General features: G+C 32.9%; 13 protein-coding genes. 9 read left to right on the top strand and 4 right to left on the bottom strand.

Annotation, left to right across the window (positions count from 1 at the left end; translation table 11 throughout):
- Window positions 1-104: 104 nt before the first annotated feature.
- Both ACUN3A_RS16550 and ACUN3A_RS16545 read right to left on the bottom strand, forming a co-directional pair.
- On the bottom strand, window positions 105-1,733 hold the full coding sequence (locus tag ACUN3A_RS16550; RefSeq protein ID WP_445552392.1) for a SusD/RagB family nutrient-binding outer membrane lipoprotein: 1,629 nt from the start codon (window positions 1,731-1,733) through the stop codon (window positions 105-107).
- A 13-nt stretch (window positions 1,734-1,746) separates the two neighbouring features.
- The gene (locus ACUN3A_RS16545; RefSeq protein WP_445552391.1) at window positions 1,747-5,079 is read right to left on the bottom strand and encodes a SusC/RagA family TonB-linked outer membrane protein; all 3,333 of its coding nucleotides are present in this window, start codon (window positions 5,077-5,079) and stop codon (window positions 1,747-1,749) included.
- Window positions 5,080-5,743: 664 nt separating this feature from the next.
- Here ACUN3A_RS16545 and ACUN3A_RS16540 point away from each other — a divergent pair.
- The 5 genes from ACUN3A_RS16540 to ACUN3A_RS16520 are packed head-to-tail and all read left to right on the top strand — an operon-like array spanning window position 5,744 to window position 8,308.
- The gene (locus ACUN3A_RS16540; RefSeq protein ID WP_445552845.1) at window positions 5,744-6,334 is read left to right on the top strand and encodes a TetR/AcrR family transcriptional regulator; all 591 of its coding nucleotides are present in this window, start codon (window positions 5,744-5,746) and stop codon (window positions 6,332-6,334) included.
- Between the two features lie 59 nt (window positions 6,335-6,393).
- Window positions 6,394-6,675: an antibiotic biosynthesis monooxygenase gene (locus ACUN3A_RS16535; RefSeq protein WP_445552390.1), complete on the top strand. Its 282-nt coding sequence runs from the start codon at window positions 6,394-6,396 to the stop codon at window positions 6,673-6,675.
- A gap of 17 nt (window positions 6,676-6,692) precedes the next feature.
- Window positions 6,693-7,271: a DUF1572 domain-containing protein gene (locus ACUN3A_RS16530; RefSeq protein WP_445552389.1), complete on the top strand. Its 579-nt coding sequence runs from the start codon at window positions 6,693-6,695 to the stop codon at window positions 7,269-7,271.
- Window positions 7,264-7,782 carry a DinB family protein gene (locus ACUN3A_RS16525; protein WP_445552388.1) on the top strand — a complete coding sequence of 173 codons (519 nt, stop codon included), beginning with the start codon at window positions 7,264-7,266 and terminating at the stop codon, window positions 7,780-7,782. Before ACUN3A_RS16530 ends, ACUN3A_RS16525 begins: the two co-directional genes overlap by 8 nt.
- On the top strand, window positions 7,772-8,308 hold the full coding sequence (locus ACUN3A_RS16520) for a GNAT family N-acetyltransferase (RefSeq protein WP_445552387.1): 537 nt from the start codon (window positions 7,772-7,774) through the stop codon (window positions 8,306-8,308). Before ACUN3A_RS16525 ends, ACUN3A_RS16520 begins: the two co-directional genes overlap by 11 nt.
- A gap of 180 nt (window positions 8,309-8,488) precedes the next feature.
- Here ACUN3A_RS16520 and ACUN3A_RS16515 read toward each other — a convergent pair whose 3' ends face one another.
- Window positions 8,489-11,812 carry a choice-of-anchor J domain-containing protein gene (locus ACUN3A_RS16515; RefSeq protein ID WP_445552386.1) on the bottom strand — a complete coding sequence of 1,108 codons (3,324 nt, stop codon included), beginning with the start codon at window positions 11,810-11,812 and terminating at the stop codon, window positions 8,489-8,491.
- A gap of 923 nt (window positions 11,813-12,735) precedes the next feature.
- A complete protein-coding gene (locus ACUN3A_RS16510) occupies window positions 12,736-13,146 on the bottom strand; it encodes a helix-turn-helix domain-containing protein (protein WP_445552385.1) in 411 nt (136 codons plus the stop codon).
- 171 nt (window positions 13,147-13,317) lie between these two features.
- Here ACUN3A_RS16510 and ACUN3A_RS16505 point away from each other — a divergent pair, with 171 nt between their 5' ends.
- From ACUN3A_RS16505 to hepC, 4 genes are all read left to right on the top strand, one after another.
- Window positions 13,318-13,542, top strand: coding sequence for a hypothetical protein (locus ACUN3A_RS16505; RefSeq protein ID WP_445552384.1), 225 nt, complete (start codon window positions 13,318-13,320; stop codon window positions 13,540-13,542).
- A gap of 505 nt (window positions 13,543-14,047) precedes the next feature.
- The gene (locus ACUN3A_RS16500) at window positions 14,048-14,872 is read left to right on the top strand and encodes a T9SS type A sorting domain-containing protein (protein WP_445552383.1); all 825 of its coding nucleotides are present in this window, start codon (window positions 14,048-14,050) and stop codon (window positions 14,870-14,872) included.
- A gap of 332 nt (window positions 14,873-15,204) precedes the next feature.
- Window positions 15,205-16,419, top strand: coding sequence for a glycoside hydrolase family 88 protein (locus ACUN3A_RS16495; protein WP_445552382.1), 1,215 nt, complete (start codon window positions 15,205-15,207; stop codon window positions 16,417-16,419).
- Between the two features lie 14 nt (window positions 16,420-16,433).
- Window positions 16,434-18,413, top strand: a complete 1,980-nt coding sequence (hepC, locus tag ACUN3A_RS16490) for a heparin-sulfate lyase HepC (protein ID WP_445552381.1) — start codon at window positions 16,434-16,436, stop codon at window positions 18,411-18,413.
- Window positions 18,414-18,539 lie beyond the last annotated feature (126 nt).

Raw genomic sequence — 18,539 nt, 5'->3', positions numbered from 1 at the left:
GTAAGAGATTCGGAATTTATTTTTACTGATTTCAAATCCAGATTAAACCTCTAATTCATTTATAAAAAAAAGAGAAGAACAATGCTCTTCTCTTTCTTTATCAATTATTTGGTCAACCAAGCATCTTTTAAAGGATCATCTACGCCTCCAAATTGATTTTGTACAGCTTGCTGATAGTTTAATGTATTGTAGGCAGACTCCGTTGCCATATACATCCATCTGCGTGGCAAAACACCATTTGCTGTACCAATTCCAGCTCCTCCGCTCAACAATGCCGGTACTCCTGTACGACGATAGTTATAAAAAGCTTCCCATCCGGAATTGTTAAACATAGCCATGTATTTTTGCGTTAAGATTTGATTCAATCCTGTTGCATTATCTCCTGCATAAGCCACATTCGTTAAGAACTGAGCAATATTAACTGTAGCAGTTCCCCATGTATCACCTTGCTTAAGACTTTTAGGATTAATTTTAATATTAGTAGAGCTGATTGGGAAATTGATAGTAACCGTTTGCCCCTCGCTCAATCCATAAGTAGCTAGCGATGCATTAATTCCTTTCAAATACCAACTGCTGGCATTTTGACCAGTTACCCATCCTCTGTTGATAGCTTCAGCAATATTAAAACACATTTCCGAATAACCAATAAATATAAAAGGCTCTGCATTTGCACCCGTTTGAGAAACATAATAACGGTTGTAATTTGCAAAAGAATACAAACCATTATCAGAATTGGTCAGCAAAACTGCCTGTGACAAATTAGGATTAGAACCTTTGTAAGCAGAAAAATCACTTACTGGTTTTCCCGCAGTTATTTCGGCAGGTGCCGGAGTAGAAGTAACAAAAATTCTAGGATCTTTGTTTTGTGATCCAATGGTTAAATAGGTACCACCCGGATTTGAAAAATTATTATAAGCATTTAATTGCAAGGAATAAATAGGATACCTGTTTACGGCATTATAAACATACACCATATTATCACTATTCCCTTCCATTATTGGGTATTGCGATGGGTTGTTAATTATGTTGGCAAACTTTTGAACTATCTGTAAATCGGGATTATCCTGCGCCCTTTTGCTTAAGCTAACTAAAACACGCAAAGTATACGTATTAATCAATTTTTGCCATTGTAGATAAGTAAAGTTAAAAACATCACCACCAGTATCTACTTTTGTTGAAGCCAAGCTTGGTGTCGTTGCAATTAAGTTTTTCATCAAGCCATTAGCATTATCAAGCATCACTAATGCATTTTTATAAACATCATGCTGGCTGTCATAAACTGGTGTCAAGTTATTTGAATCTCCAGCTTTCGAAAACGGAATATCCCCCACTCTTTGCGATAGCCAAATACCAGAATACGCTTTATAAAATTGTGATAATGCAAAGTAAACATTGGTATTATTACCAGATTGTTTAACAGCTTGTTTCTCCAAGCTTAATGCGTATTTTAAAATATCATAACTATCACTGGTATTACCATAATTGTAATTATTATTAAATCTATAATATTGGTAATTAGATATATTGTACTGTACACCACCAGCAGATAAAGCCCAAGGTTGCTCATCAGTTCGGATCATTGTTGCTGTTAAATGATTTAACAGTAATGTTCTAGGAATAATTGCATCTTCATTTGCAACGTTTGGGTTATCAATTAAATCGCCTTCTTGGCAAGAAAACAAACCTAAACAACTGATGCCTACTAAACTATAAACTATGTTTCTTAATTTCATGGAAATAGAAAGATTAAAAAGTTAAATTAATATTGAAACCATAACGGCGAACAGTCGGACTAGAAAGGTCACTGCCTGCGCTACCACCAACCAAAGCTCTGTCAGAAGCATTGTAACCCGACGCATATTGATCCAAATCGATATCTTTACGCGCTGCGAAATACAATAAGTTTCTGCCCACCAAAGAGAAAGTTGCTTTTTTGATGAATGAATTGGCTAACAATCTTGAAGGAAGACTGTATCCAAACGAAAGTTCACGAAGTTTTGCATAAGAGCGGTCAATCATATAATATTCATCCGCATTAGCACCTATACCACTAGAAATGTAGCTTTGTACAGATACTGGTAAATCATTTTGAGCAAAAGTTAAATCATTTAAATTGTCAATTTGTCCATCGGTAAAATGAGGTGTACCCGATGTAATTTTAACTCCAGGACCAACATAAGATGGTGTTGCAGCTTTAGTACCATTAGCAGTACTATTCCATTCAGCTAAACGTGCTGCACCGAAATCGCCTGTAGCAGTTTCTAGGTCTGTACCTCCATTCATAGCATGATAATAAACGAAGTCATACATTTTTCCACCTATACGACCATCAAACTGAAGACTTAAACTGAAATCTTTATATTTAAAAGTATTAGTTATACCAAAAGAGAAATCTGGATTAGCATGTCCCAAAAAGCCGTTATTTGCAATACCTCCTGGTGACTGTAAAGGCAATCCTCCACTTCCGTTTACGATATTCCCACTGCCATCTCTAACAAATTTGGTTCCATAAATAGCATCAAGTCTATCTCCAACTACAAAATTATGTCCGTTTTGCTGTAAGTACTGCTGATCGCCATAGATTTCCTTAAGTGTTTCTTTATAAGTTGAATAATTTAGATTAACATCCCAATTTAAACCATCTCTGCTTTTTAACACTGATCCCATCAATTCAAGTTCTACACCTTGTTTAAATGTAGTTACTCCATTAATCAACTGATTGTTTGATCCTGTTGCATTTGAAACTGGCAATTGAAAAATATTAGGACCATTAGTTGTCATGAAAAATGTAGCATTTAAACCTAATCTATTAGAGAAAAATTTCACATCGAATCCTGTCTCAATCGATTCTACGTTAAAAGGTTTTATGTTATCATTAGCAATCGTATTGGATAAAGTAATTGAAGGCGTTCCGTTATAAAAAGTACCAGAAGCCACTGGTGATTCGTTTACATAAGTTGGTCCGTTGTACGGTGAATAATTTTCTGTTCCATAACCCAATAACCCAAATACTGGTTTGCTATTCCAACCCGTACCTAATGCTGTAGAATTTAATGCATTATAAGAAGTACCAATTGTTGTAGCTGTCAACCCTCCTTTTACGTCCGCATAAGAAGCACGTACTTTCAAGAATGAAACAAACTCAGGTAATTTTACAAAATCTGAAATGGCAGAACTTAATGCAAACGAAGGATAGAAATACGTATTGTTCCCCTTTGGTAAAGTCGACAGATTATCTACACGGTTAGTGGTATTAAAATTGAAATATTTTTTATATCCAATATCGAATGAGTAAAAACCACTATACACCTGCATTTTAGAAGCAAAATCGTAGCTATACGGTTTAGCCGCTGAATTGTTCATATTATAAACTCCTGGAAGAGATAACCCTTGAGTTGTTGCCCAAGAAGAATCATAAGAAAAAGAGCGTTGGTTTCCTCCTACTAATGCACTTATGTCCCAATTGCTGAATTTGTGTTTGTAGTTTAAGATTAAATCGGTGTTATTCTCCATCAATGTTCTTTCATCACGTCTATAATCTCCATACCAGCCAAAGCTATACCAAGGTAAATACAAATTTAAGTTAGCCGAAGCTGGAACATCTTCTGTATTAAGTTGATTGTAAGTATTTATAGATTGTGTCAATGATAGATTTAAATCATCATTAAAATCATAAATAGCTTTTAAAGACCCGTAAGCATCGGTTTTATGTCTTCCTTTTAACCATTCGTTAGCCATAAAATAGGCGTTGTTCAACCTTCCGTATTCTGGTGCGTATTGAGTTAAACCTGGTACACCTTGTGGTCCTTTATAATAATCTTTTAAATCATTGATATCATAATCGGCAGAACCATAAACCTTAAACATATATATATAACTGTTAGGACTATATTGTACGTCTGGCACGTTTGGTGAATACTGCAAACTTAAATTCATATCTGCTTCCACTCTTAATTTTGGACTAATATCGTATCCGAAATTAATTTTAAAATTATCTAAGTTTAACTTTGTATTAGGGAAAATTCCTTTTTGGTACGTGTGCCCGTATGAAGCTCGAATATTGTATTTGTCGCCGCTTGCAGAAAGAGCAAGACTATTCGTGCTCACAACACCGTTTTGTACAAACTTATCAAAGTTATCAGCCCCACGATTTAACCAAGGCGTTTTTTGTCTAATACCTGTTGTTGCGTCATAAGGACTATCATATTGTTGTGTTTCGAAGCCACTATTAAAACGAGGTCCCCATTCTGGTAAACGCTGCTTATTGTCGTATAACACATTCCCATAACTGTATTGGTAATTACTACCTCGACCATATTCGGTTTGACTTTCCGGCAATACAATAAATCCTTTGTCCAATTCGGTTGTACTGTTATAATCTACCTGCCAGCCCTTACTTGCCTTTGTTCCTTTTTTTGTGGTAATTATAATTGCACCGTTAATTCCTCTAGAACCATATAATGCAGCTGCATTTGGTCCTTTAAGTACAGTATAGGTTTCAACATCGTCTGCATTAAAATTATACGAATCCGAGTTTACCGGTTGTCCGTCTACAACATACAGAACATCTTTACTACCGCGCAACACCACTGTTGGTGCACCAAAAAACTCAGAACTAGCACCAATTTGCAGACCAGCAACCTTTCCAGCCAGCGAATTTATTGGGTTCGCATCACGTCCTAGAGTAAGATCATCTCCTTTAATCTGTGATTGAGAATAACCCAGTTTTTTCACTTCTTTTTTAACTCCTAGAGCAGTTACCACTACTTCTGTTAATATTTCCTGTTCAGGAATCATGTTAATATCTAATTCAACCTGATCAATCAATACTACTTTTTGAGATTTATATCCCAAAAATTTAAATAAAAGTGATTGACCGCTTTTCGCATTTATCGAAAATTTCCCATCTAAATCAGTAACAACACTATTATTAGAACCAACAACTTCAACACTTACTTGTAGCATTGGCTGTTTAATTTCATCTGTTACGCGCCCCTTAAATAAAGTTTGAGCAAAGACAGTGTTGCATCCAAGTACGAAAAAAAACAATAGCCCTTTTCCTAATTTTTTTAAGTTCATTTTCTTTTCTTTTTTAAGTTCATTTTTATTCCTTTTTAAATTCATTTTCTTTTTTTTTTAAAGTGATGTAGCAGCATTCATTTCTTTTATTGTAAAAAAAGTGAAACAAGGTTAAAATTTTAGATAATTAAAAAGGAAGCAATTTTATCAAACAGATTACCGAATCTAATCTTACTGCTCTATAATTATCAATTTTCTAATCTTAATTCAAATTATTAGTATTAGTAAATTATTTGATGCAAAAATGATTAAATTTTTATTATTAGTAAACTTTTTAGTTTTAAGAAATCCTTAACATGATATTAATCTTAGGTAATTAAATCATTAAGAGACGATGTACAGAACCTATTTATAGATGTTTTGAAAGGAAGTTTTTATTAAATACAAAAAAACACCACTTGTAAAAGTTTACAAATAGTAATATTTCAAAATAAAAGAGATAAACCAGGGAGAAATCATTTTAGCAGAAAGCTAACTAAGAATAATATCTTGTTTTCGAAAAATAAGATATTGCCTTTTTTCATAAAGCTATAGATATAGATAGTTTATAAAAACAACTTACAAAAGATTATTAAGCTATAGTAATTAAAAACAAAATCATACAAACAAATATACCGAATGGTATATTTTAATTATATTTGTATTAAAATAACACTATTTGATGATGTCAAAAGCAGAACATACCAAACAATTCATAATTGAAAAAACAGCTCCTATATTCAATGCTAAAGGATATACAGGTACTTCAATGAACGACATAACGGAAGCCACTGGTCTGACTAAAGGCAGCATTTATGGGAATTTTAAAAATAAAGATGAAGTAGCTTTAGAAGTATTTGATTATAACTACAATCAAATAGTTACTCATTTAAGGAAACAAATTGAAGTCCGCTCGAATATGATTGATCGATTACTTGTGTATCCTGAAACCTATAGAATCTTTTTAGAACTTCCGATATTAAAAGCGGGATGTCCTATATTAAATACTTCTACTGAAGCAGATGATACACATCCATTATTAAGAAATAAAGCTATTACAGCGCTTAAATTCTGGAAAAAAGCAATTGAAAAATCAATACAAACTGGTATTGAAAGAAATGAGATTAAGGCTTCTACAAATGCAAATGAATTTTCATTTATTTTAATGTCTCTCATAGAAGGTGCCGTAATGCAAGCTAAAGTTACAGGTAGTCCAGAAGTTCTAAAAATTACAATGGATTTTTTAGAAAAAATGATAAATGATTTAAGAGCCTAAAAAAATTTGAACAACAATATACCAATCGGTATATTTTATAAGTAATAAATCAACAAAATATGAAATACGTTTTAATAATTCACGAAGTGGAAGATTACACCGCTTGGAAAAAAATATTTGACAGTGCTTCTCAAATTAGAAAAGAAGCGGGTGAAATATCCTATCAAGTGCTTAAATACGAGAAAGACCCCAATAAGATTGTTCATTTTTCTGTTTGGTCTTCACTTGAACAAGCAAAAGATTTTTTTCAATCTCCAAAGCTTATTAAAATCAGAGCTGACGCTGGAGTAAAATCACCTGACTTTATTTATTTGGAACAACTCGAAACTGGAATATTATAATCTAAATTTTATATACTATGGACATCCCTTATTTAGAAAGTGTAAAAAAGCAATTTGAGTATTACAAAATGCTAGGCGACAAAACTATTGATCAAATACCAGATGATAAACTATTTTGGCAATACAATGATGAAAGCAATAGTATAGCTATTATCGTAAAACATTTAAGTGGAAATATGTTATCTCGTTGGACCCAATTTTTGAGTTCAGACGGAGAAAAAGAATGGAGGCACCGAGATGAAGAATTTGAGAATGACATTAAAACCAAAACCGAACTCATTCAAAAATGGAATGACGGTTGGAATTGCCTCTTTGACGCATTAAATTCCTTGCAAGAAAATGATTTTTCAAGAACAATCTATATCCGAAATCAAGGTCATTCTGTCACGGAAGCTATCAATAGACAATTGGCACATTACCCCTATCATGTGGGACAAATGGTATTTATTGGTAAAATGATTTGCAACGAAAAATGGATTTCACTTTCTATTCCAAAAGGGAATTCAAACAGTTATAATGCTGAAAAATTTTCTAAAGAAAAACACAACGAACACTTTACCGAAGAGTATTTAAAAAAACTAAATAAAGATGAATAAGAACGAAATAATAATCAATCTTAATACGGCACATTTAACCTTTTGGGAGACGGCAATTCATTTGCCAAATGCGAATATTTCTAAAAATGATAAATGGTCGGTGACTCAAAATGTAGAACACATTACCTTAACTTTATCAAGAGTCACTAATTATCTATCACTTCCAAAATCAAATATTGAATCTAATTTTGGTTTGTCAAAAAGAGAATCTAATACCTACGAAGAATTTATAAAAAACTTTCAGAATGTTATAGCAAATGGTATAACAACAACGACACCATTTATTCCTGAATCAAACCTGGAGACTGATAGTAAGGAATCAGTAAATCAAGGCAAAAAAATACTGGAAGCTTTTATTTCAAGTTTACAAAATTGGTCAGAAGACGAATTAGAAAAATACAATTGTCCACATCCTGTTTTAGGAAAAATAACAGCCAGAGAAATACTTTATTTTACTATTTATCACGTACAGCATCACAATGAAATAATTATAAAAAATTATGCAAAATGAACTTAAAAAAACAGAAGCTTACCTAATAGAAAACACTTCAACAACCGATTTAGATTTAATCTATTCCTTTTTTGAAGAAGCAATTACTTATATAAAAAAGAATAATTATGTTGGTTGGACTACTTATGATAAAAATTGTATCAAACAGGACATTAGCAAGAAACTGCAATTTAAAATTAAAATAGAAAATGATATTCTTTGCATTTTTAGTATCTGCTTTAGTGATGCACTAATTTGGAGAAAAATGGAAAAAGGCGATGCCATTTATTTACATCGAATTGTTGTTAATCCAAAATTAAAAGGTCAAAAACAATTTGAAAAAATACTGAAATGGGTTATCGAATTGGCTAACAAAAAAGAATTGAAATATGTCCGAATGGACACTTGGGCTGACAATTCAAATATCATTGAATATTATAAAAGCTATGGATTTCAATTTATAGAAAATTATACAACTCTAAATACCCCAGAGTTACCTGTTCAACATCGAAACCTAAAAGTAGCATTATTAGAAATGAAATTGTAACCTCTCTCCATAGTCTCCCGACTCGGAGTTTTTTTTATAGATTTGTCTCGTCCTAAAACAAGTTGACCTATTACTATGAATTTCTCGATTGCATTATATAGTCGGGGTTTTCATTTTATAAAATAAAAAAACAGGCAGCTCTAATATGGAGCTGCCTGCTTTATAAAAATATATTTATGCTTACTTTTTTAGAATCTTACCACTAAAAACAACCTTATTGTTTTCTGTTAAAGTATAAAAATAAATTCCCGATTGTAAATGTGTTACCGGAATTACTGTTGTACTTATATCTTGAGAACTAGTAATATCTCTAGAATTCCCTATTAAATGACCGCTTAAATCATAAAATTTTAATTTCAGATTTTTATCTGTTTTACTTTTTACTGCGACATTTACAATATCGGTTGCAGGATTAGGATATGCTTTTACAAAAAATCCGTTTTTTACTTCAAAATCAATTGTTGACAAAGTACCCGCTTTTAATTCAAAACGCGCAATTACAGGTCCGTGATCAGAAGTTGTAGTAGTATAATTGGTAATGTCAGTACGAGGATCATAAACTGCAATAGAATTAGCTATATATTGATCTGATAATTCATTTGAAATAATAATATGGTCTAAAAATCCACCAGAACTTAAAAAACTATAGGCTCCGGCATTACTAATACCTAATGTAAGTGCATTGTATTTACTGGTATCCGTAACAAAAGATTCATAAGAGGAAGAATTTCCTGCAATAACAGATGTTTTTACATCATCATTATAATCTCCTAAAATTACCAAATTCGAATTTGGATAATAAACATCTAAACTGTCTTTTAATAATTGTGCATCATATTTACGCATATTATATTTGGATATATCTGTTCCGCTATTAGCGCGTGCATGAAGATCTACTAAATTAACCAGCTTTTTAACTCCCCCAAGATTTGTCTCTATTTGTACCATGTATGGTAAACGCCCTGATGCAAAAAAGCTTGCTCCATTACCTCCAGGATAATTAGGTAATGTTTTAGTTCCAGCGCGAACTCCATCATATAAATCCTTAAATAGTACGCGAGTGTTTTTTACTGTTGCAGTTTGTGTATTGTAAAGTACCACTAATTTTTGCGGAGGAAAATTTGGATCTAGTGGTTCAAAAGAATAAGACCAGGAAGTCGAAACTGTTTTATCGAAAGTTTTTCCGTTGATGCTAATCTTTTGTATTAATTGATCTATTGCCGGTTCATCCGAAACTTCCTGAACTACATACACATCGGCATTTAATTTGTTCATTACTTTCGCTACATTGTCAATTTGAAGAGCATCATCGGTAGGACCAAATTCTACTCCGTCCGTACCTTTTACATCGCTACCAAAAAACTCTAAATTGTACGTTACAATATCAAAAGTATCTGCTTTTGGTAATGAAGATCCCGTTAAAGAACCGATTGATTTATTTAAACCAGTTCCTGTCACTGTTAATACACCTGAAATACTTAATACTTTTACAGAAGGAGTGAATCGTACATAAATTGTTTTTCCAGCTGCTGCGTCGGTTGCAGCAACTACAACAGTCGATAAAAAGGTAATATTATCTAAAGACACCTGATAATCTGTGGGAGCTTTAATAGTGATATCATTATAACCATCAGCCTTTAAAACGAAAGACTGACTAGTAGAAATCGTATTTGCATTCACATCACCAAAATCTAAATTAGGATTTGCAGCTACATAACCAGACTCATTTGTAATTTCAACGTCATCCAAAGACCATTCTGCAGCAAAATTTGTTCCTCCAGCCGTTGTTTCATAAACCCATGCCAAATACGTATGACTTGTTTTGTAAGCTCCTAAGTTTATGTATTGCGATCGTACATATGTACCAGTTGTAGTCGGGAAATCACCTTGAATTTCTGTCCATGTAGCAGTAGTTGGATTACTTTTTCCGTCGTAATCGGTAGAAACCATTAATTTTAAATCTGTTCCCGCATAGAATTTACGAGAATAAAAAGATAACAACGGAAATTGTCCAAAATTATCCAAACGTAATTTAGGCGAAATCAACCAGTCTTTACTAGCTCCAGTATCTGAATAACCATTCATTAGTACTGCTCCAGTTCCTGAATTTACGTTTCTGGCAACTGTTGTATTTGCCCAATAATTTACAGTACCAGCAATATTATATTGTGTCCATCCACTATTCGTTAAAACATTTACATCGTTGAAACCTTGCACATACGGGTTAATTCCGATTCCGGATAAAGCGATATTTTTTGTTACCGCTCCTGTAGATTCATTTGTAATTTGTCCCGAAAAACTACCAATTGCAGTTGGAGTGAATCGCACATAAACTGTTGGAGTTGCATTAGAAGCAAAATCAGCCACAGTATATGTAAGTGTAGAAATAAAATTACTATTATCTTTAGAAATTGTAAAATTTGCAGGTGCAGTTACTACCACATCATTCGTAAGATTAGAAGCCTGAATTTGGTAACTTAAATTTTCTGAACTATAATTTGCTTCTGAAAATCCCAAATCAAGGGAAGCAAGTGTTGTCGTTAAAGAAGGAATTGCGACATTGGATGTCGTAACATCTATTTTATTAACTATGGATTGTATATTACTATAAGGATCTTCTGAAATAGAAAAAACTGAATATGCAGTATTAAGTGCTAAACCACTAAAGGTTTTTACATAAACCTGAGACTTATCGATAATATCCAAAAAACCAGATTGTAAAGCAGCAGCGCCATTTGCATCAAGACCCGCTTTTATCTGAGCAGCGCTTGGAGTTGCACTTCCAGAAGCCAATAACACATAATAAGTCTTTGCTGTTTCATCTAATTTGTTAGAAAAATCAAAGCTTCCTGAAAGTACATTATCTACTTTTGGATAACCTACAGCACTTACCGGAGCCACAACATCACTTCGAACATCAATATTATCGATTGCAAAAGAAGGACGAGAACCTGCTCCAGAAGCTAATCTTGAAATCCATCTAATTTGAACAATAGGTTGGTTCTCACATTCTGTCGGCAAAGTAATTTTTATTGTTTGTAGATTTTGAGGATCCGTAACGGCAGTGATTTGTTTTACATTATTATTAGAATAAGCAGTAGATAATATGGAAGTAAAAGAAGCAGTAGTACCAACTCTATATTGCAAAACCATTTCATTAATACGCGTATTAGTGGTAGTTGGCGGTACATCATAAGGGTTACGAATAGTCATTGCATCGTACTGAACTTGTATAGCTGTTTTGCCAACACTATTAAAAGCCAATACTAACGTTTGATCAAGGGATCCTGTATTTAAAAACCCTATTTTTTGATCATAGTTATAAATACCCCCTGTAGTGATATTTGCTTTACCATTTGCCACAATTGGTTTGTCTGTAGCTCCAGTTCCGCTTGTATTAAAAGCTGATCCAGGTGTTGTGCTTGCATTCCAACCCACAAGTCCATCGGGATAAGTCGTTATCGCTGGAATTAATGTAGAAAAATCCTGTGTGTAAGGTAACAACTGGGGGGTTGGAGATGTTTGCGCAAAAAGATTTGAGCAACAATAAAAAAAACTTAAAAAAGCGATGAAATGGTGCAGGGAGTAAATGTTTTTCATAGGATTTAAGAATTGAGATTTTAGAACTCAAATTTAGGCCCTTTAAAGTTAAGCGAATATTACAAAACCATGAACTTATGCCATTTAGATTAAACAATAGTCTGATTTATTTCGAATTATTTTCATAACAATTAGACTAATTTATAAATCTAATTTTGCTTTTTTACATATTATAAATTCAGAAAAGTATATCTGTAAAAGAAAGTGAAGCTGAACTTATGAAATATTTTCCTGATCTTCTGATATTCAATTCCATTCTTTAAGTTCGGTATCTCCTAATCGAAAATCTATTCAGTAAATAAACGTGTAGAAAGCCCTTTAATTGCTTGTTTGGAACCGGGTTCGATTTCCAGCGATTCCACAAATTCATTAAAACAAAATAAAAAGCCTGTAAATTTAAGGCTTTACGGACTTTTTTGTTTTTTTCGACATTTTATTTCGCAGAATAAAAGCCGTAGCAAATGGTCGTTGTTGCATTTTTATTTTTCAAAATAAGCGCTTAGGCCTAAAGCTAATACCTTCAACTCAATAGTAGTATTTGATAATTTAAAAAAGACTTCGCTTCGTTAGCTACTTCCTCCCTATTTTCAATTTTAGTTATGTTTACCACCTTGGCTAAATAGTTCGTTTAAGCTTTTCCATTTTATTATATAGGCTCTATAAGCGATAAACGATTGTGCTAAATTTGAGCTCCCATTTAATTAAAAATACAGTTAGGCTTTTCATACACTACCCATACACTATCCATGCCTTTGATATGCTTTATCTATACTGAAAAAAAAGACCTTATTTAGTCTCTTTTGCTTTTATAATAAAATTTAGCAATGCTATTTTTTTAATAGTTTCTCTAAATATTCTACTTTATCTTTTTCAGCCAGAATCAAACGCTCGTAAAGTTTTTTATTTTCATCGTACGATTCGACTAATTTATCTATAGGATTGAATGTACAATTAGTTGCAAAAATACTTCCTGTTGTCACAACGTTGTCATGAAAGCTATTGAAATAATTAATTACACCTTCATCACTATAACTTTTAATTGCTTCGGCAGAAACACCTAATACTTCAGCAATTGCCTGCAATTTTTCTTCCTCAACTGTTTCGCTTCCTTCAATATTAGAAACAGATTGCTGGCTCACTCCTATTGCGTTAGCCAATGCTTCTTGTTTCATACCTCTCAGTTCCCTGATACGACTGATATTTCTACCTATGTGTTTTGATTTTGTTGCTGTGTTCATAGTTCAAAGATATTTAAAATTATTTTCTAAAAATAGTTTTGGTAAAAAACAAGCTTGCTTTAGTGAGATATAATTTCAAATAGTTCGATACCGCACAATCAATTGCTTACTTGCTGTGTATAAAGCAAAAATACAATTTTTCAGATAAATACTAACTAAAAAAACAAAAATATGAAAGCAATTGGCTACTCAGGATCACAGACAATCAGCGCCATTATTGTTGAAAGTATCAGCACTAGCGGAATTTATTGTTTTGGAGAAAAAAAGCAGATTCAGGCCGTCCAAAACCCATTTTGGGAATCGGCTCCCAAACAAGTGGAACATACCCATTTTTATCTGTTGGTTTTACCAACGAAAACAAAATTAATGCAGCAGCTGACCTTAATTATATCTTAAAGACCAAAACGGAAGGTCGTTTCACGGTAACTTTACTGCTTCATAAAGCAACATCATTTCGTCATTTAACGTCTCACAGATTGTACTTCTTTTATGAAGTGTTAACCAAATCCTAAATGGATTATGAGCATGTGACTGTTCCGCCAAACATCGCATTTGACGGTATTACAAAATGCAAATTGGATTCCATTCCTTCACATTAGAAAAACAGAAATACAATTGCAAAAACTTTTTTAGAAAGCGAAAACCAAATTGACGGGATTAATACTGAACTCATTCAGAAATCGATATTACATATTATACTGTAGAGCAAATTGGAATTTGAAATACTCATAATCGTCAAGATTAAATACATAATCTCCCATTAAATAATAAAAATAGACAAATCCAAAAGTAAAAAAGACAAAACTGAAAGTCTTAAATATAATAAAAATATAAGTTTGCTGTAACATATTGTATCTAAAAAACAATGAGTTACACTATTTATAACCTTTAAATTTTTATTATGAAAAAAAGATTACTCCTTTTGATCGTTGCTGTATTATCATCAGCGACTTATGTTAATGCCCAAATTACATTACCTAAAACTTGGGTATTTGCTAACACTACAGATTGGCCTACTAGCAGTACTTATTATGCTATTGACCGAACTATACAAGAGCTTAATTTAGTTGCTACAGACCAAACTGTCACTACTCCTACAAACCCTATAATGATAACCAGATCTGTATCTTTTTCTGATTCATTTACAGGAACCAGAGCATATAGACTCAATGGTTCTTCTCAAAAAGCAGATCAAACTGCTATGTCAGCTACAGATTTTTTGCCTACATTTCGTTATTTATCTTTTACCGTTAGCGGGCCATTTACAATAAAAATATGGTTTACATCTGGCGCTGGAAGTGGGCGTATCATTAGAGTTAGTGACGGAACAACAGCGTTAGCTCCTGACATGTCTACTGCTAATTCAACCGATTCCAAAATATTTACAGCTAATGGAAATTATAACGGAAAAGTTTATATTTCTTGCCCTAATCCAATTGCTTCAAGCGCTGGTTTAGATATATTCAAAATAGAAGTAACGACACAAACATTAGGTACTGATGATTTTAAAACAGACAACGCAACAAACGTTTACTCTAAAGGAAAGCAAGTTTTTATCTCAAATATCAAATCAACGACAAAGGTTGATGTATATAGTATTTCGGGAGCGTTAGTTAAATCATTGCAAACAGAATCAGACACTTCCTTTAACTTAAATTCAGGTGTTTATATTGCAAAAGTAAAATCCTCAGAAGGCGAAAAAGCAGTCAAAATACTGTTGGAATAAAAAACCAAGACTATAATTGATTAAAAAATAGCCTGATTAATTTCAGGTTATTTTTTACAAAATACTTTCTCATTCATCAAAAAAGTTTTTTGAAATTCTAAAGCAAATCTATTTTTTGGATATGGAAAAAATACACTTCCAAAAAGTATTCAAAATCAATGCAGTATCAAAATTTGGAATTCACTACAATCAAAAATAGTGCATTAAATATCAAGTTTACACAATTTCAAAAGATTTAAAATAAAAACTGAAAGGGAGTTTTCGAACTCATATCTAATTTCGCTTTATCGAAACGATAGATAAATATAAATAGAAGTATAAAATATTAAATTATGAAAAAAACCTTTTTCCTATTTTCAGCTATTTTGGCCGTTACTGTGAGCAGTGTTGCCAAACCAAAACCAGTTGATCCATCATCAATTTGGTTTAAAAAAACAACAGAGGTAATTAATATTCAATTAAGCAAAGCGGCTAAAACCTATAAACCTGGTAAAAATCCACGCTCTGTCAATCCTGACGGAACTGTTCGATTAGCTGGAATAACCGATTGGACCACCGGTTTTTTCCCGGGAAGTCTTTGGTATGGATATGAGCTTACTGGTGACAAAGCATTAGCTGAACAAGCAAAAAAATTCACCCTTGCTCTTGATTCTATCCGAAACATAAAAAACACCCACGACCTTGGTTTTATGCTATACTGCTCCTATGGAAATGCATACCGAATCACAGGTGATAAAATTTATCTTCCTGCATTACAAGATGGTGCGGCAAACCTATATGCCCGTTTTAGCCCTACAGTTGGAACGATCCGTTCTTGGGATTTTTCATGGTGGCACTATCCAGTAATTATTGATAATATGATGAATTTAGAATATCTATATTGGAGTGCAATTCAGTTTAACAAACCTGAATACACCAATGCAGCCAGTACACATGCGCTAACGACCATGAAAAATCATTTTAGAAAAGATTACAGCTCTTACCACGTAGTAGATTATGACCCAAAAACGGGTAAAGTATTGCGTAAAGCAACTCATCAGGGTCTGACAGATGAATCAGCTTGGGCTCGTGGACAAGCATGGGGATTATACGGTTACACTATGTGTTATGCAAATACCAAAAATCATAAGTTTTTAGAACAAGCAGAACATATTGCTTCTTTTATCATGAATCATCCTCGTATGCCTAAAGATAAAATACCAGTTTGGGATTTTGATGTACACAATGCATTAGATACTGACGAACGCGCTCCTAGAGATGCTTCGGCTGCTGCAGTTATAGCATCTGCTTTACTAGATTTGAGTACACAAGTAAAAGACGGAAAAAAATATGCCGATTATGCCGAAGATATATTGAAATCGTTATCATCTGATGCTTATTTAGCCAAACCAGGAGAAAACAATTATTTTCTGTTAAAACATAGTGTTGGTGCTTTTTTATACAACTCAGAAATTGACACTCCGCTTGATTATGCTGATTATTATTACTTGGAGGCTTTAAAAAAATATGCTTCTATCAAAAAAATTGATTCTTTAAAAAAATCATAATTCAATAATAAGCCATGAAAATTAAAAACATATTCAGTTTTATTTTTATCCTGCTTCTTGCGCAAAATATTTTTGCGCAAGAAGCTAAAATTAATCAGTCAAGTTTTGACTTTATTAATTTAAATGAAATTGGTTTGGAAAAAGTAAAAAACTTGGTTGCTTCAGCAAAATATAATGAAGCCGCAACTGAACTTTTACGATTTTATTGCAACCGCACCAATGTTAGGCATTTGGATTTTAATATTGATGATGCAGCAAAATTTCATGGCAAAAAAGTAAACGATAATACACTAGAGCTAGCCAACAATATTTTGTTGCACAAATTTAAACCACACAAAGGGTATCCTGCTTACGATTATGGTACCGATATCAACTGGCAATATCGCCCAGTACAAGATCAACTGTTGACTACCTTTTTACACAGAACCTCATTTTGGGAACCTTTAGGAATTGTATATCTCAGCACTGGCGACGAAAAATATGCCAAAGAATGGGTATTTGAAGTACGCGATTGGATTAAGAAAAACAAACAAGGTGCTTATCCTGATGATAAAAACTTTGCTTGGAAAGCCTTTGTAGTTTCTTTTAGACTCAATAATTGGTCGGCTTATTTTAATATGTTCGTTAATTCGCCCAATTTCACACCTGCTTTTTTGATGGAATTTTTAAATTCCTATAATGAACAGGCTAATTATGTAATGAATAATTATACTGATGTAGGTAACCATCGATTATACGAAGCACTTCATATGATGTATGCAGGAAGCGCCTTTCCTGAAATGAAAGAAGCTACAAGCTGGCGCAAAAGTGGTATCGATGTTTTAAACGAAGAAATTAAAAAGCAAATACTGCCAGATGGTGTACAGTTTGAGTTATCGCCTTCATACCATATTGGCACTATTAAAATATTTCTGGATGCATTGCAAATTGCCCAATTAAACGGTGCAGAAAAAGAGTTTCCAGTAAGTTACCGCAATCTTGTCGAAAAAATGGCATTGGCTGTAGGTAACTATTCATTTCCTGATTATACGTTTCCATTGTATGGTAATTCCTTTTTGACGAATAAAAGTGTAATGCTTAAAAATTATCAGTCGTGGGCAAAAGTTTTCCCTGAAAACAAAATAATTCAATATTATGCTACTGATGGTACATCGGGCAAACAGCCAGATTACCTGTCGAGTAGCTTGCCTTCTGCTGGATTTTATGCATTTAGAAACGGGTGGAATACAAAATCAACTGTAATGCAGATTAAAGCTGGACCACCAGCCGAATTTCACTCCCATCCTGACAATGGTAATTTTGTACTTTGGGTAAAAGGACGTGATTTTACACCTGATTCCGGAAGTTTTATATATGCTAATGTAGGTAATCAGGAAAACTCAAAAAGAGACTGGTATCGCTCTACCAAAGCACATCAAACTTTGACTCTCGATAATAAAAACATTGAAAACAATGCACAATTACAAAAATGGGAAACCACTCCTAATTTAGACATCCTTTGCTATAAAAATCCTAGCTACAAAGATTTAAGTCACCAGCGTACATTTTTATTCATAGATAAAACTTTTTTTATAATTATTGATAGAGCAATTGGAACTGCAAAAGGGAATTTAGGTATTCATTACAATTTGAAAGAAGACAGTAAAGCTACCGCCAATACTAACAACAACAGTATTAATACCAACTATGCAGATGGTAACAACCTTTTGATACAAGTATTAAATAAAGATAAAGTAAGTATCAAAGAAGAATCCGGTTTTGTTTCTTATGAATATCAAAAAGAAACAGCCCGTCCCGCTTTTGTTTTCGAAAAACCTAAAAACGACAACAATACCCAAAGCTTTATTTCTATACTTTATCCTTATGAAGGCAACACACCGCCAGTCATAAAAATTATAGAAAACAACAATAATGATATTGCAACTGGTAAAATAGATATTACACTAAATATTAATGGAAAACCTACTGTTGTGAAACAAGATTTTAGTAACTAAAAAAAGTTGAACAACCCAAGTAATTAGAAAAACATAACACCTTAAAAAGTTCCATTATATTGTAAATAATAAGCTAGCTCTAATTCGTAATAAATAATAGTACACTAATAACATAAGGCTAAAAAC

It is taken from the genome of Flavobacterium sp. WC2509 (assembly GCF_052683105.1).
Note: the sequence above shows the minus strand (reverse complement) of the source record. Positions and strands in the feature narration are given on the sequence as shown.